Below are 16552 nucleotides of genomic sequence, written 5' to 3'. Positions count from 1 at the left end.
TTAGTTTAACAAGCTCACATTCAAATATTCTATATGTCTAAAAGACCCAAACCATTATTTAAAGTAGCATCCGAGTTTAATGTGTCTACACAAAGCATTGTAGATACTTTAAGTGAAGATGGTTTTGACGTAGCCAATCGTCCTAACTTCAAAATAACGCCCGAAATGTATGAGGCGCTGGATGAAGTATATGGCGAAGACCGGGCAAAGAGTGCAGATCACGAAAAAGCCCGTGAAGAATATGAGAGCCGCCGAAGCCAGATGATGAACCAGCGTAACGACAGCGTTACCCTGGAAAACGTTTTGGAGCCTATAGAAGATGAAGTTGGCCTTGAACCAGAAGATGAGACAGAAGGCCTGGAGCCTGAAGACGATGGGGATTCAGATGATCTGGATTTAGAGCCTATCGATGAAGTTGAAGAAGATGAGGCTGACAAAGAAGCCGAAGAAAAAGCTGCCAAGAAAAAGGCAGAAGCTGAAGCGAAGGCTAAGAAAGAGAAAGAAGAAGCTGAAGCTAAGAAGAAGGAAGAAGAGGCCAGGAAAAAGGCTGAGGAAGAAGCCAAGGCTAAGAAAGAGAAAGAAGAAGCTGAAAAAGCTAAGAAAGCAGCCGAAGCAGAGGAAGATGAAGAAGCTGAAGAGGACGACGAAGACCAAGACGAAGAAGAGGAACAGGCTGAAGCTAAAGAAAGCAGCGACGATGAAGAAGATGAAGATGTTATACGTGGCTCTGCCGGTAAGCTAAAAGGAACTAAAGTATTAGGTAAAGCGTCATTTACTACCGAACGAAAACCTCGTAAGAAGAGGAAACGGCGTAAGGATCGTAAAGACGATGATTCTTCCAGCTCAAGCTCAAGTTCAAGTTCAAGTTCAAAATCTGACTCAGATAATAAGTCTAAGAAAACTCGTAAGAAGAGAAAGAAAAAGACTGAAATTGACGAAACAGATGTAGACAAGATGATGCGCGAAACCATGAAGAAGATGCAGTCTTCTAAAACGGTGGGTAGTAAGCGTCAGAAACGTCGTCGGGAACGTAAAGAGGAACGTGAGGAGGAACTGCAAAAGCAGGCGGAACTCGAAGAACTCGAATCTGATATTATTGAGACAACCGAGTTTATTACAGCGAATGAATTAGCAGATCTGCTTGGAGTTGGTGTGAACGATATTATTTCAGTTTGCATGTCTATCGGGTTGATGATAACGATTAATCAGCGACTGGATGCCGGTACTATCGAATTGGTGGCTGAAGAATACGGTAAAGAAGTGAAGTTCATTGAAGCTGAAGAGATGGACGAAGACCTTACCATTCCGGAAGATGCAGAAGAAGATCTTAAACCACGCGCACCGATTATAACCGTAATGGGTCACGTTGATCACGGTAAAACATCATTGCTTGATTATATCCGTGAAGAGAAAGTAGCAGCAGGTGAGGCTGGTGGTATTACCCAGCACGTTGGTGCGTATCAGGTAGTGCATAATGAAAATGAGATTACCTTCCTGGATACTCCCGGTCACGAAGCCTTTACAGCTATGCGTTCTCGTGGTGCACAGGCTACTGATATTGTGATTCTGGTAGTTGCTGCTGATGATTCCGTGATGCCGCAAACCATAGAGGCGATTAATCACGCTAAAGCAGCAGGCGTACCTATTGTAGTTGCCATCAACAAGATGGATAAAGAAGGTGTGAATCCTGATAAAATTAAGACCCAGCTTTCTGAGCATGATGTAATTGTTGAGGAATATGGCGGTAACGTTCAGTATGCTGAAGTTTCGGCTCATACCGGACAAGGAATTGAAGACCTGCTTGAGAAAGTACTTATTGAAGCAGAGCTACTTGAACTTAAGGCTAATCCGAACCGACGAGCAGATGGTGTTGTACTCGAAGCCCGCCTGGATAAAGGAAAAGGTATTGTATCCAATATCCTTGTTCAGGGCGGTACGCTTAAAGTTGGAGACCCATTTGTAGCTGGCCCTTGCTTTGGACGTGTACGAGCCATGGAAAATGACCGCGGTCAGCGCGTCAAAGAAGCAGGCCCATCAACGCCGGTACAGCTTATGGGCTTTGATGATATGCCACAAGCCGGAGATAAACTTGTAGCAGCTGAAGATGAGAAGCTTGCCAAGGAAGTTGCTAACGAGCGAATGCAAATCCGCCGCGAGCAAGCCATGCGTACAACCAAGCATATGACGCTTGACGATATTTCACGTCGACTCGCTCTTGGTGAGGTTTCTGAACTGAATATTATTATTAAAGCTGATGTGGATGGTTCTATTGAGGCGCTTTCCGGTTCACTCCAGAAATTGAGTACCGATGAAGTTGCTGTAAACATTATCCATACCGGAGCAGGAGCTATTTCAGAATCCGATGTACTGCTGGCTTCAGCATCCGATGCCATTATCATTGGTTTCCAGGTTCGTCCAACAACAAGTGCCCGTAAACTTGCTGAGTCGGAAGAAATTGATATTCGACTATTCAGCGTTATTTATGATGCTGTTGATGAAGTTCGTGATGCCCTTGAGGGATTATTATCACCTGAAATTAAAGAGCAAATGATGGGTACTGTGGATGTTCGTGAAATCTTCAAAGTATCTAAAGTAGGTACCATCGCCGGTTGTTATGTAACCGAAGGCAAGATTGAGCGAAATAACCCAATCCGACTTGTTCGAGACGGTGTTGTGATTTACGACGGCGAAATTGATGCTCTCAAGCGATTCAAAGATGATGTGAAAGAAGTAACCTCGGGATACGAGTGTGGTATCAGTATCCAGGGATATAACGACATCAAGGTTGGCGATCAGATTGAGAGTTACAAGATTACTGAGCAGAAGCGTACTCTTGAAGATTCTGCCGGATAATCAATATCTGACAGAACCAGAAGTCTAATTTTATACTTACCTGATTATGGGTTTCAGACCAGAAAGATTGGCCGCGGTTATCAAAAGAGATCTCGGCCAAATCATTCAACGATCTTATCAGCCAAGTGGCACCTTTGTTACCGTTACCAATGTGGTTATGACGGACGACCTTTCCATCGCTAAAGTATACCTAAGTGTATTTTCTCCAGGTCGCGATGATAAGCCGGTTTATGAATTTATTGATGATCATATTGATGAGATTCGGTATGATCTTGCTTCAAAAATAAAAAATCAGGTTCGAAAAATTCCTGAACTTCATTTTTATGAAGACGATACTGCTGAGTACGTCAACAAGATGGAGCAATTACTTAAGAAGGTTGATATTCCTGAAGAAGATCCTGACTCACCCAGTGAAGACTAGATAATGGCCCGAGCCCTTCCTTTGGATGAAATCCCGGTATACGGTAAAAACAACTTGCCGGATAAGGATACACATCTCCCGGATGGTGCAATTTTCCTGATCAACAAACCGCTTGAATGGTCCAGTTTTGATGTAGTTAAGTTTCTAAGAAAACGCATCAGGGTAAAGAAGGTAGGACATGCCGGAACACTCGATCCTCTGGCAACCGGAATGCTGATCCTGTGTTGTGGGAAAGCAACGAAGTCTATTTCAATGATTCAGGACCTGCCTAAAGTTTATACCGGTGAAATTACCTTTGGTAAAGCGACTTCTACTTATGATGCGGAAGGAGAAGTAACGGAAGAAGCTGATTGGGATCATATCACAAAAGAGAAGATCGAGAAGGTACTGGAACAAGAGTTTACTGGAACAGTAGAGCAAATTCCGCCCATGTATTCTGCACTTAAATATGGTGGGAAAAAACTATATGAGTTAGCAAGAAAAGGAGAAGAGGTGGTTCGGCTTCCCCGACAAGTTACCTTTCATGAACATGAGATTTTGAGCTTTGAACCTCCCAAACTGGTATTAAGAATAAAATGCAGCAAAGGGACTTATATCCGCTCATTGGCACGAGATTTGGGTGAATCTCTTGAATCCAAAGCATTTCTTAGTGGACTGGAACGAACAGCAATTGGAGATTATTTAGTGGAAGATGCACTATCACCTCACGAAATGGGTGATCAATTAAAAGAAATATGGCAGAGTTAATTGAACTGAAAAATATTGCTCGTAATCCAAACACGGTAGTTACGGTAGGCACTTTTGACGGTGTTCATCAGGGGCACAGGGCATTGATGGAAACGGTTGTAAAAAAAGCTAATGATCGTGATGCAAGAAGCGTGGTTGTTACCTTTGATCCACATCCAAGAGAGATTATAAACCCCGGTAAAGGTGGAATCAAGCTGCTAACCACTCTCAAGGAAAGAGCCGAGATCCTTGAAGATCTTGGAGTAGATATATTGCTGGTTATTCCTTTTGACCGTGATTTTTCACTTCTTACCTCAGAAGAGTTTGTTCGGGATATCATTCATCAAAAAGTAGGCGTTTCAGAATTTGTAATCGGGTATGATCACCACTTTGGACGCGATAGAAAGGGGACCATTGATACACTTAAGGAATTGGGGCAGGAACTCGGTTTTGAAACCTATGTTGTATCTAAGCAAGAAATGGGAGAGGTAACTATTAGTAGTACGGTAATTCGTAATACACTGGCTGAAGAAGGTGATGTAAAACAAGCAGCAGAATACCTTAACCGTCATTATTTATTAAACGGAATAGTGATGCACGGTGATGAAAGAGGCCGGACCATTGGGTATCCAACAGCAAACCTTAAGCCGGAACACGAGAATAAAGTGATTCCCAGGAATGGGGTATATGCAGTCAAAGTCAGGGTAGCAGATGAGTGGTTTGGCGGAATGATGAATATCGGTGTTCGGCCAACTTTTGGAGAAGACCAAAGAACGCTGGAAGTAAATATCTTTGATTTCGACCGGGAGATTTACGGAGATACTATACAAGTCCGGTTCATTGATCGCATTCGGGATGAGAAGAAGTTTTCAGGGATAGAAGAGCTTAAATTACAGTTGGGATCAGATAAAAGTACGGCACTGCAAATTTTATCAGACTGAATCTAATTCTGGTCAGTTCCGTAGATTTTGGTTAACCTTGTTTTCAGAGTTGTATTATCAGGGAAATCTAAAACTAACCTTACTCCCATGCGATTACTAATTACGATTCTTTTTCTAAGTCTGTCTTCCACAGCCTTCTCTCAACAATTCATTATTGATGAACTTGCCGCTGATATGGAAAGAAATAAAACCATGTCACTTGCCTACATAGAAGCAATGCCCGCCGATAAATTCGATTTTCAACCCAGCGATGACGTTCGCACATTTGCAGAGCAGTACCTGCACCTTGCCCAGGGACTCATCGGATTATCTTCAAATGGAACCGGTGCCACTCCAATCTTTCAAGGTGAAAACCTGGAGGCAACGGAAGCCTATCACACAAAAGCTGAAGTTCAAAGAATTGTAACTGAAAGTTATGACTTTGCCATAAACAGCATCAAAGAAATCGATCCGGAAAAAGTCACCGAAATAGTCCAGAGAGGACAGTTTGAGGTAACCAGAATGGGTTGGGTGAGCAAAGCTATAGAGCACAATACTCATCATAAAGGGCAAACGACGATCTATTTAAGAATGAACGGGATTACACCACCACAGTACCAGTTATTTTAATAGCCTTGGCTTGTGAAATGATTTTGGATGATGAGTTTAAATCTTTGAAGACTATAGAATACAGTCCGGTTTACTGAGTCTTTCTATATTCTTTGCCATTTTTAAATACAGAGACCACAGTTCTGATATGTTCAATGTTTTCTAAGGGATTATCAGATAGAACAACAAGGTTAGCTGTTTTTCCAACGGCTATAGAGCCATGAGTATGTTCAATTCCAATCGCCCTAGCATTATTCAATGTTGCAGCTTTAATTGCATCTATATTTGACAAGCCGGATTTTGTAAGCAGGATGATTTCATCCTGTACCCATTTAATATTTAGGTTGAAATCGGTGCCCGCAGCTATTGTAACTCCATTTTGATAAGCTGCTTTTGTAATTCTGTATGCCCAATCGTTAAGTGCTTTCGGGTCGAGGCTGCTTGCAGCACTTGACAGATGTTTAGTCGGATTCTCTTTTCGATTCTCCGAACTGGTTTCAGCCACCTGTGTAGGTTCTTGCGTTTCCCAGGTTGAAAGTGTCGGCTCAAAGATCAAGTTTCTTGATTTCATTTCTTTGAACAAGGACACAAACTCAGAGGCTGTAGCATCGGTGTTTTTATAGTCTTGAAGAGGTACAGATTCCCGAATTGCATCATTGAAGGAGACAGGCATATTTTCTTCCAATTCAAAAATCATTCCTATACTATGGGACAGTACATCTACATGGGCTTTAACAGCGTCAGAAGGCCGGCTGGGAAATATGCTGGAATGACTCCAAATTTTTAACCCGTTTTCACGGGAGATTTCACTTAGATTTAATAATAATTCAGGATTAACGTTTGAATAGACCTTCAGCCCGGTTACTCCGGCTTCCTTGGCATCGATAACTACTCTTGTTAAATCAGTTTCTTCAGTAATCAGCCGCATCCAGGGAGCTGAACCCGGCTCAAAACCCATTGCAGCGAATTTAGTTCTGGGATCTTTTAAGAAAGTTGGGCCAAATACATTTGCTGAGTAATATATATCCGGACCAATTAGATTTCCCTTGCTGATTTCCTGATTCAGTGATTGGTACATTCTTGCATCTCCACCCATATCACGCACAGCAGTAACCCCTGACAAAAGCAATTCCGATAAAATATCATTGCGATTCTTTGGTCTGAAAAGGTGTACGTGGGAATCAATTAAGCCCGGGATGATGTAGCTTCCATTTACGTCAATTATTCGTTCAATCCATTCTAAACTCACAGAATCACTATGCAGAATTGATTTAATTATGCCGTTCTCAATAAGTATTGTTCTGTTTTCAATTTGTTGAGAACGCTGAACATCAATTATTGTGGCATTCGTTATCGCAAAAGATTCCCCTGAACTTGTTTGAGAAATCACGCCATTAAAAAGAGTAGTAAATAGTAGAAGTGCTATAGTAGCTATTGTCTTTTTCATTGTCCTGCTTTCCCGAATTATTAAAATGTATTTTCTTAACCATGTCAGAAACACCATCCACGAATTTTTTTTAACAACAGATTAAAATGAAGAAAGCGAAATAAATATCAAAGCAATAAGATGAGGGCAGTTATACTTTATATGAACCACATTTTTTCTTCTGAGTAGAAAGTTTTTAAAGATGCTCAATTAATAAATAGGGCAGGATGATAATTCCTACATTCAAAGGCCAAAATTCATACATCCAAATATTGTCCATTTCAACAAAAACCCCTATCTTTCAAAACTATAAATCGATTTATATAAGTACTAATTAAACCATTGCAATGAGCATAACCGCAGAAGAAAAGAAAGAAATCTTTAAGAAGTTTGGAAACAGTGAAACCGATACGGGTTCCACCGAAGGACAAGTTGCCCTTCTTACCAAAAGAATTAATGACCTGACTGACCACCTGAAAGATAATCAACTGGATCACGCATCACGAAGAGGATTGTTGAAGATGGTAGGTAAAAGAAGAAGGTTGTTGAACTACCTCATGAAAAACGATATCGAGAAGTACAGAGAACTTATCAAAGAACTCGGTATCCGTAAGTAAGTTTATATTCGTATAAAAGGCTCCGTTGTGGAGCCTTTTTCAATTTATCCTGCCGTTATTTTCTTATCTGATGTTGGCGGGATTTCGCAAATCAATAAAGACAAAGAAGACAAATGAAAGAAGAAATAAGAAGTGTAGAATTTGCACCGGGTAAGGTGCTTTCAATAGAAACAGGCCGGATTGCCAAGCAAGCCGATGGCGCTGTAGTGGTTCGAATGGGTGATACCCAGGTACTTTGTACCGCCGTAAGTGCTAAAGAACCAAAACCGGGACAGAATTTTTTCCCATTAGTTGTTGACCACAGAGAAAGTTTTTCAGCCGGTGGACGTTTCCCCGGTGGTTTTATGAAACGTGAAGGACGTCCTTCTGAAAAAGAAGTTTTAGCGAGTCGACTGATCGACCGTAGTTTACGTCCTCTGTTCCCAAAAGGATATTTATGTGAAACTCAAATCATCTCAAGTGTTGTTTCTTCAGACGGAGAAAATGACGGGGATGTATTAGGTGGATTTGGTGCTTCAGCAGCTCTGCACATCTCAGACGTTCCATTTGACGGACCGATGGCTGAAGTTCGTGTAGGCCGCGTTGACGGTGAGTTTGTTATCAACCCCACACTTTCTGAATTAAAAGAAAGTGATATCGACATGATAGTTGGTGGAACTGCCGACTCCGTGCTGATGATGGAAGGAGAAATGGATGAAATCTCAGAAGATGAGATGTTAGGTGCTATTAAAGCCGCTCATGCTTCAATTATCACCCTTTGTGAGTTTCAGGAAGAGCTTCGCGAAGAGTATGGACGCGAGAAAAGAGACTTCACTCCGGAATCAAATCCTGAAGAAATTGAGAATAAAGTCCGTGAATTAGCTACCGACAAAATCAAGGAAGTAGTTAATATCGGACTTGGCAAAGAAGAATATTCTGCCAAGCTTCAGGAAGCAAAAGACAGCGTTATTGCTGAACTGGAAGAGGAATTTGAAGAGGAAATGGATATCGTTAAGGATATTCTGAGTACTGTTGAGAAAGAAGAGCTTCGCAACATGATTCTGGAGAAAAAACGCCGCATCGACGGTCGTGCTCCTGAAGACATCCGCGATATCTGGACTCAGGTCAACTACCTTGCCAGAACACACGGATCAGCGATCTTCACCCGTGGCGAAACACAGGCATTGGTATCAGTTACATTAGGTACCAAAAAAGATGCACAGGCAGTAGATACCCTTTTCGACGAAGAAGAGAAGAAATTTTATTTACACTACAACTTCCCTCCATATTCAGTAGGTGAAGCTGGATTTTTAAGAGGTCCCGGGCGTCGTGAGATTGGTCATGGTCACCTTGCCGAGCGTTCATTAAGAATGATGATGCCATCATTTGATGACTTTGGATATGTAATCCGTGTTATTTCTGATATAACAGAATCTAACGGGTCATCTTCTATGGCTTCTGTTTGCGGTGGTTCAATGGCGCTTATGAGTGCTGGTGTACCTCTCAAGAAGCCGGTTGCTGGTATTGCAATGGGTATGATTGTTGGAGAGAATAATTCAGTTGTACTTTCTGATATTCGTGGCGAAGAAGATTTCATGGGAGACATGGACTTTAAAACTGCTGGTACCGCTGATGGTATTACAGCTTGCCAGATGGACATGAAGGTGAAAGGTATTTCTTTCGAAGTGATGGAAGAAGCACTGAAGCAGGCTCATACAGGGCGTATGCATATCCTTGGCAAAATGGCTGAAACTATTTCAGCTCCAAGCGAAACCCTATCTGAATTTGCACCACAATTTATCAATATGACCATTGACGGTGATATGATTGGTGCCGTGATTGGACCTGGCGGTAAAGTGATTCAAACTCTGCAGAAAGAAACAGATACAGAAATCTGGATTGAAGAGGATGATGAAACTGGCAAAGGAAAAATCACCATCTCAGCTGATAGCCTGGATAAAGCAGAAGATGCTCAGGCTCGCATCAAAGCTATTACTGGTCAGCTTGAAGAAGGGGAAATTTACAAAGGAACCGTTAAGACGATTAAAGACTTCGGTGCTTTTGTGGAAATCGCTCCCGGACGTGACGGATTACTTCATATTTCCGAAATTGACCACAAGCATGTAAAAGACGTAAGTAATTACATGAGTGTGGGTGATGAAATTGAAGTGAAGCTGCTCAAAATTGAGCCAGGCAATAAGCTTCGTCTGTCTAGAAAAGTATTGTTGGCTAACGACGAAGAAGAGTAAGTCTTTGCCAATAAACCTCATTATATTTGCTCCGCATGTAAAACGATATATGCGGAGCTTTTTTATGTTTTAAAACTGTCATCGCGAGGAGCCCAAGAATAAGAACGTACCAAACTCTTAAACGACGTGGCGATCTCCCGGGACTATCTGAAAAGTTGTAATTCACAAAAATGGAAAACGTGAAAGAAATTGATTTTGTAACAAAGAGCACGCTGCCAAACGGACTTCGGATTGTAACTGAAAAAATCGAGTCTGTTAAAAGCGTTTCAGTGGGTATTTGGGTGAAAACAGGAGGAAGGCATGAAACAGCCAAACAGGCTGGAATCACTCATTTCCTGGAACATATGTTGTTTAAGGGAACCGATAAGCGTTCCTCTTTCGACATTGCTCTGAGTATGGAATCGGTTGGTGGATATCTGAATGCCTTTACCTCATCTGAATATACTTGCTACTACTCACGCTGCTTGAATACTCAGCTCGACAGGGCACTGGATGTACTTTCTGATATGGTGCTTCATCCGTCATTCCCGGAAGAAGAAATCGAAAAGGAAAAGAAAGTAGTAATCGAGGAGATGAAGATGTATCGGGATTCTCCTGATGATTACCTGTTCGAAGAGTTCAACTCAAAAATATTTGCAGGGCATGAATTGGGTCGTCCTGTTTTGGGATTTGAAGAAACGGTGTCAGATTTTTCCCGACAGGATCTGTATGACTACATGAAGGAGCGATACTATCCCGGAAATCTGCTCGTTTCGGTAGCTGGAAATGTGGAGCATGATAAAGTTGTGGAACTGGTAGCATCATATTTCAATAAGCTGGAAGCAAAAGACACCGAAGAATCAGAACAACCTCTTCCTGAATTCAAGCCCGAAAATGTAAACCTCACAAAAGCTATTGAACAAACCCACTTTATTTATGGTCGCAGAGGGTTGAACTTTGATCACGATGATAAGTACCTGCTTTTGCTGGCGAACACCGTTCTGGGCGGCGGTATGAGCTCCAGACTGCATCAGAACGTTCGGGAGAAGTATGGGTATTGTTATTCAATCCAAACCTTCAATCAATCCTATACCGATACAGGACTATGGGGCATATATGTGGGAACCGATAAGGAATATGTAGACCACGTTCGTGAGCTGATCAAAAAAGAACTCAAACAAATGCAGGACGAGCAGGTTCCGGAGAAAGAGCTGGCCGAAGCTAAATCACAACTTAAAGGAAAACTGCTTCTGTCTCAGGAAAGTACCAGTAACCGTATGACGCGATTGGCTAAGAGCGAACTATATTTCGGTCGCTTTGTTACTTTGGATGAACTCGTCGAAAACATCGACTCGGTTACAGCAGAAGAAATCCAGCGATTTGTTCAGGACTTCTTTAACGAAGATGACTTCATGGAAGCCATTTTACTTCCTGAAGAGTAACTTTACGAAATTCAAAATTCCTAATTCATAATTTTTCATTATAAAATGACTTACATCAACAAACTCGCAGACCACGTTGATAAAGAAGTAACCTTAAAAGGCTGGGTATATAATTTCCGCAGCAGCGGAAGCCTTGTTTTTATTGAAATGAGAGATGGGACTGGTCTCACTCAATGCGTGGTTGCCAAGGATGATGTTTCAGAAGAGGTGTGGGAAGCCGCAACTTCACTGAAGCAGGAAAGTTCGCTGGAAGTGACCGGAACCGTAAAAGCGGATGAACGGAGTATTGGCGGGCACGAAATTCATATCTCTGATGTGAAAGTGCATCAGGTAGCGGAAAACTATCCAATTACACCCAAAGAACATGGCGTTGAGTTTCTGATGAACAATCGTCACCTCTGGTTGCGAAGCCAGAAGCAGTGGGCAGCTATGCGGGTTCGAAATGAAATTATTTATGCCATTCACACTTTTTTCCAGGAAAAAGGTTTTGTGCAGATGGATTCACCTATTTTTACTGGCAACGCTGCAGAGGGTAGTACAACCCTATTCGAAACGGATTATTTCGAAGAAAAGGCTTATCTGGCACAAACCGGTCAGCTTTATGGGGAAGCCATGGCGATGGCTCACGGATTGATTTATACCTTCGGTCCAACGTTCCGGGCAGAGAAATCCAAAACTCGTCGCCATTTAACTGAATTCTGGATGATTGAACCGGAAATGGCTTATTACGATCTGGACATGAATATGGATCTGGCAGAGAATATGATTAAAGCCATTGTCTCTACTGTGCTTGAAAAGAGAAAAGATGAGCTGGAGATTCTGGAAAGGGATACAACTTCTTTGGAAAAAACGGCTTCTGAGCCTTTTGAAAGAATGACGTACGATGACGCAGTAAAAATGCTTAAAAGTGATGAAACAGCTGAAATGCTGGATGAAATGGCTGAGTCAAGACGACAGGAACAGATTGATCTTGAAAAAGAATGGGAAGAGATCAAGAAAGAACATGGCTCTGCCAAAAAATGGCGCAAAGCTCAAATTGATCAGAGAATTAAGGAAATATCAGCCCGCATTGATCAGATCGAAGAAGACCTTCGAAACATCCCGAGCTGGAAAGAGTCGGCCCGTAATTTTGAATGGGGCAACGACCTTGGAGGCAGTGATGAAACGGTTCTCATGATGCAATACGATGTACCCTTAATTGTTACGCACTGGCCTGCTGAAATCAAAGCATTTTATATGAAGCGGGATGAAACCAACAAGCTTGCTCTTGGAATGGATGTGTTAGCTCCGGAAGGGTATGGTGAAATCATTGGCGGAAGTCAGCGTGAGGACGATCTCGAAGTGATGGAAGAGCGGATCAAGGAAGAAGGGCTGGATAAAGAGGTATTCGAGTGGTATTTGGATTTACGCCGTTTTGGATCTGTTCCTCACTCTGGCTATGGTCTTGGTTTAGAGCGGACGGTAGCGTGGCTGTGTGGCTTATCTCATGTCCGTGAGACTATACCATTCCCAAGAATGATGGGACGTCTTAAGCCTTAATTCCCCACGTAAGAATAGACCCGGGCAGGATCGGTAACAGACTCAGGATTTTTTCTAAGATCTGTTTCCAGTTGCTCGGGTAAAATTTCTACAGCAATACTTTGAACATCGTCTTCTATATGTTGGACAAGAACAATATTTCCAAGAACGACCGCAAACTCATCGAACTGCTTAAATAGGTGCACCAAGGCATCAGCAGCCTGCTGTAGTTGAGAGCTGCCTTCAGTGTTTCCCTTATTCAGAAGGGCCGTTTCCAGACTTTCTTTTCCTTTCTGGTATAATTTCTGAATATCCTCTTCCGAGTCGGTACTTTTACGCACATAAGTCAGCTTCTGATAGAAGGAATCAAAAACCGGTTCATCAAAAATTTCCAGCTCGAAGCCTAGTTCATTCATGAAACTTTCACAGGCTGCTTTGAGTTCCTCAGCTTTATTCTCATCCACAGCTGAAGAAGGTATTCCTGTCAATACATTACCGATAAATCGTGTTTGAGCTTGTTTGGCAGACTGATCGAAAGGGGAGGCAGCCGCAGTTGATTCCTTTTGCTCAGGTCCATCGCTGGAAATGGCTTCTTTAGCCTTTTCAATAGCTTGTTCAATCTCAGGGCGTTTTGGATTTTTAGTAAGCTTGGCATTGAGTACATCTACATCAGGGCCAACACTAACGATGCCTATTACTTCTGCATTTTCATCTACAGTGATCTTCTTTGAAAAGATAAAGCCGTCAATATTAGCTGTTGCTCTGACAGTAATCTGATCTCTGATTCTAAGCTCACCGGTAAACCTTCCCTCAAGTATTGCTTCTTGCGCAATAACAGATCCGGTAATTCTTCCTGACTCAGTTAATATAAGTTTTTTCTCAGCTTTAATATCGCCATCTATTATTCCAGCTACGCGAATATCAGATTCTGTTTCGATATTGGCGGTAATCTGTGTGCCCTTCGTGATATTAGTTACTGACTCTGCCTTATTGAGTTCGTCCACGCGATACCTATTCTTTATCCTTAGTGAAAGCCTTAAAATATCGAATACAGATCAATTTATTTATATCGAAAATAAAAAAATATCTTAGATCTAAGAGTCTTTATCGGTCTTATTTTTCTCATCAGAATTTGACTTGTGAACAGGCCCGGAATCGTTGCTTGAAATAGATACATTAGGGCCAACCTGGAAGGAGCCTTTTACCTGTGCACCATTTTCTATCGTGAGTTTTTTAGTAAATATCTTTCCGTCTACTATAGCTGATGAACGTAAAACGAGCGACTTGGCGGCTTTTACATCTCCGGTTACTTTTCCGGAAATATCAGCTTCAGGAGAATGTATAGTACCTTTCACTTTACCTGACTCGGTAAGCATCACTTTCTTTTTGGACTCGATCTCACCTTCCACAGTACCTGCGATACGAACATCGTCTTCACAAAACATATCCGCTTTTATTATAGTGGACTGAGTTATATAGGTAATAGAAGGAGCGTTGGAGCTTCGGGAATTAGAGTTAGTGTTTGATGAATTTTTCACGGGAGTAGATTTTCTCTTAAGCATAGTATTGTTTGCTACTATGCTGAATTCCAAAAGTTCCCGATATTTTTATTCTAACTTTCCCTTCAGCCACCAAGCAAATAATGAGAATATAATTTCAACTCCCGTTACTATAGGCTGACTTGGATCTTCAAATCCATAAAGGAGGATTCCTATGAAGCGCGCAATTCCTGCAGAAAGAAAAATAAAAGTGTAGGCCGTCAATGCAAGTTGAAACCGATCTTTATCTAAGCCGCTCCAGATAAAAAAGACCGCCATTCCAAATTCCAGTCCACCATAAAAAGCAGTGACCTCCACCAGCGTATTAGGGCTGTGATGAGTGAACCCAACAATTTCACCCAGGGTAGTGGGGCTGAATAAAAAGGTGAGTGCATAGGTTAACAAAACTGCACCGCTGAGAATCAGAAAGTATTTAGCAATCTTTTCCATAATTATGATTTTTGAGAAAGTAGTTCTAATTCTTCAAACTTTCTCATTTCATTCGTCTGCTGTTTCCTTATCTTTGCCACCGATGGCACGAAAACCAAACAGTAACCAGATTTATCAGCAGGTTGTTGGAGAAGTAAACTCCGGCAACCTAAAGCCCATCTATTATCTTTTTGGAGAAGAGGATTTCTACCTGGATCAACTGTTGGAACGGTTTTCTAAAATTATTCCCCCTGATCAAAAAGACTTTAACTTTGATCTTTTATATGGCCAGGAAGTCACTCCGGCTCAAGCCCTATCCATTGCGCGGAGCTTTCCCATGATGGCTGAAAGGAGAGTTTTGATTATCCGGAACTTCCTTCAGTTAAGTAAGGGCGGGAGTGAAGATGATTCACCGGCCGGGCATATAAATGATTTTATTTCCTACATCGAAAATCCAAATCCCTCCACGCTTTTGGTTTGCTTTGATACCAAGAAGCCTGCTGGAAATACCAACATTGGAAAGGTTGTAAAGAAAGCGAAGAATGTAGGATTTCATGAATTTGAACGTATGGCTGATTACCTGATACCCGATTGGGTGATTGACTGGGTTCGAAGCCATCACTCCAAAGAAATTGAGCCGGCAGCAGCCCAGCTGTTGTCTCAGTTTGTGGGCAATAATTTGCAGTTACTGTCCACAGAAATAGATAAAGTGTGCACTTTTGTGGACACTTCTGATACCGTTTCAGAAGCCGATGTAAAAAAAATAATTGGTTCATATCGCGAATTTACGGCCATAGAGCTCAAAGAGGCCATTGTTAAGCGAAATCTGGAACAATCACTATATATCTCGGAACAGATGTTGCAACACACTAAATCAGACACGGGAGAATTAATCCGTCTCGTGGGGTTCTTTAACAGTGTGTTCGTAAATATCTGGCAGATTTTGAGGCTCTCCGAAAAGGGGTTTGCTAAAAATCAGATCCAGAGCGAGTTAGGCATCGGCAGCAGCTGGTACTTTAACAAACTCTGGGATGATGCCTCAGCTTTTCGCTACGGCGATATGCCCCGGATATTTGAAGCCTTGCTGGATGCAGATCGCTCCATAAAAGGGTTCAGCACATTAGACTCCACTTCGATTTTATTCTTCCTGGTCAAGCGAATCATCGGGTAGTATCGATTCGCGCTTAGTGAGAATCGAAACTAAAATTGTGGAGTTTAATAATGAAAGCGTTTCAAGCGACATCAGTTAAGAACTATGACGACGAAGATTTAATGGAGTATTTCCAAAATGGAAAAGAACTGGCTTTTAATGAATTAGTATATCGGTATCAGGATCGCCTCCATAATTTTCTGTATCGCTACACGCATAATCATCAGGACTGTGAAGATCTGGTGCAAGAGACATTTCTCCGTGTTCATAAGAGCAAGCATTCTTACGAGCGCATCGCGAAATTTTCGACATGGATGTATACCATTGCGCTAAACCTTGCCAAGAGTTTGTATAAGAAGAAACAACGAATGTACAAGGTGTCAATTCATAAAGATGAGTCTGACCCCGATGATCGAGAGCTTCTCCTGGAGGATGCTAATATCCTTCAGGATGATGCTCTTCATGAAAAACTGTGCATGGAGCAGCTGGAAAAAGCTCTAATGGAATTACCTGAAGACTTTCGGGAAGTTATAATTCTAAGAGATCTGCAGCAGCTTTCTTACGAAGAGATCTCTGACATTACAGATATCCCAATGGGAACTGTTAAATCCAGAATTAACCGCGGAAGAGCTCAAATCCAGGCACTTATAAAAGATTATGTGCAACTGGGAACATATGCGGCTTAATTAAATTAAA

General features: G+C 41.8%; 15 protein-coding genes. 11 read left to right on the top strand and 4 right to left on the bottom strand.

Translation table 11 applies throughout. The features are described from left to right. The first annotated feature begins 33 nt into the window (after positions 1-33). The 5 genes from infB (at position 34) to RIB15_RS13385 (ending at position 5550) form a co-directional block, all read left to right on the top strand. Positions 34-2853 carry a translation initiation factor IF-2 gene (gene infB, locus RIB15_RS13405; RefSeq protein ID WP_350202676.1) on the top strand — a complete coding sequence of 940 codons (2820 nt, stop codon included), beginning with the start codon at positions 34-36 and terminating at the stop codon, positions 2851-2853. 46 nt (positions 2854-2899) lie between these two features. Further along, the gene (gene rbfA, locus RIB15_RS13400; RefSeq protein WP_350202675.1) at positions 2900-3274 is read left to right on the top strand and encodes a 30S ribosome-binding factor RbfA; all 375 of its coding nucleotides are present in this window, start codon (positions 2900-2902) and stop codon (positions 3272-3274) included. A 3-nt stretch (positions 3275-3277) separates the two neighbouring features. Further along, on the top strand, positions 3278-4021 hold the full coding sequence (gene truB / locus RIB15_RS13395) for a tRNA pseudouridine(55) synthase TruB (RefSeq protein ID WP_350202674.1): 744 nt from the start codon (positions 3278-3280) through the stop codon (positions 4019-4021). Further along, positions 4009-4941, top strand: coding sequence for a bifunctional riboflavin kinase/FAD synthetase (locus RIB15_RS13390; protein ID WP_350202673.1), 933 nt, complete (start codon positions 4009-4011; stop codon positions 4939-4941). The genes truB and RIB15_RS13390 overlap by 13 nt, the downstream gene beginning before the upstream one ends. Positions 4942-5028: 87 nt before the next feature. Next, positions 5029-5550 carry a DinB family protein gene (locus RIB15_RS13385; RefSeq protein WP_350202672.1) on the top strand — a complete coding sequence of 174 codons (522 nt, stop codon included), beginning with the start codon at positions 5029-5031 and terminating at the stop codon, positions 5548-5550. A gap of 70 nt (positions 5551-5620) precedes the next feature. Here RIB15_RS13385 and RIB15_RS13380 read toward each other — a convergent pair whose 3' ends face one another. After that, on the bottom strand, positions 5621-6976 hold the full coding sequence (locus RIB15_RS13380; RefSeq protein ID WP_350202671.1) for an amidohydrolase family protein: 1356 nt from the start codon (positions 6974-6976) through the stop codon (positions 5621-5623). A 326-nt stretch (positions 6977-7302) separates the two neighbouring features. Here RIB15_RS13380 and rpsO point away from each other — a divergent pair, with 326 nt between their 5' ends. From rpsO to RIB15_RS13360, 4 genes are all read left to right on the top strand, one after another. Further along, on the top strand, positions 7303-7572 hold the full coding sequence (rpsO, locus tag RIB15_RS13375; protein WP_350202670.1) for a 30S ribosomal protein S15: 270 nt from the start codon (positions 7303-7305) through the stop codon (positions 7570-7572). 113 nt (positions 7573-7685) lie between these two features. Then, complete coding sequence (pnp, locus tag RIB15_RS13370; RefSeq protein WP_350202669.1) at positions 7686-9800, top strand: polyribonucleotide nucleotidyltransferase; 2115 nt, start codon at positions 7686-7688, stop codon at positions 9798-9800. 170 nt (positions 9801-9970) lie between these two features. Beyond that, positions 9971-11221, top strand: a complete 1251-nt coding sequence (locus RIB15_RS13365; RefSeq protein ID WP_350202668.1) for a M16 family metallopeptidase — start codon at positions 9971-9973, stop codon at positions 11219-11221. A gap of 45 nt (positions 11222-11266) precedes the next feature. Further along, positions 11267-12760, top strand: a complete 1494-nt coding sequence (locus RIB15_RS13360) for an asparagine--tRNA ligase (RefSeq protein ID WP_350202667.1) — start codon at positions 11267-11269, stop codon at positions 12758-12760. On the opposite strand, the gene RIB15_RS13355 is transcribed toward RIB15_RS13360, so the two are convergent. From RIB15_RS13355 to RIB15_RS13345, 3 genes are all read right to left on the bottom strand, one after another. After that, positions 12757-13743, bottom strand: a complete 987-nt coding sequence (locus RIB15_RS13355) for a bactofilin family protein (protein ID WP_350202666.1) — start codon at positions 13741-13743, stop codon at positions 12757-12759. The genes RIB15_RS13360 and RIB15_RS13355 overlap by 4 nt on opposite strands. A 90-nt stretch (positions 13744-13833) precedes the next feature. Beyond that, positions 13834-14301, bottom strand: coding sequence for a bactofilin family protein (locus tag RIB15_RS13350; RefSeq protein WP_350202665.1), 468 nt, complete (start codon positions 14299-14301; stop codon positions 13834-13836). Between the two features lie 45 nt (positions 14302-14346). After that, positions 14347-14727, bottom strand: a complete 381-nt coding sequence (locus RIB15_RS13345) for a DUF4345 domain-containing protein (RefSeq protein ID WP_350202664.1) — start codon at positions 14725-14727, stop codon at positions 14347-14349. An 82-nt stretch (positions 14728-14809) separates the two neighbouring features. Here RIB15_RS13345 and holA point away from each other — a divergent pair, with 82 nt between their 5' ends. After that, entirely contained in the window at positions 14810-15877 is a 1068-nt protein-coding gene (gene holA, locus RIB15_RS13340; protein ID WP_350202663.1) for a DNA polymerase III subunit delta, read from the top strand. A 50-nt stretch (positions 15878-15927) separates the two neighbouring features. Then, positions 15928-16542 carry a sigma-70 family RNA polymerase sigma factor gene (locus tag RIB15_RS13335; protein ID WP_350202662.1) on the top strand — a complete coding sequence of 205 codons (615 nt, stop codon included), beginning with the start codon at positions 15928-15930 and terminating at the stop codon, positions 16540-16542. Positions 16543-16552 lie beyond the last annotated feature (10 nt).

Origin of the sequence: Gracilimonas sp. (genome assembly GCF_040218225.1) — a bacterium.
GTDB lineage: Bacteria > Bacteroidota > Rhodothermia > Balneolales > Balneolaceae > Gracilimonas.
The sequence above is the reverse complement of the archived record's forward strand: the minus strand, read 5'-3'. Positions and strand labels throughout refer to the sequence as shown.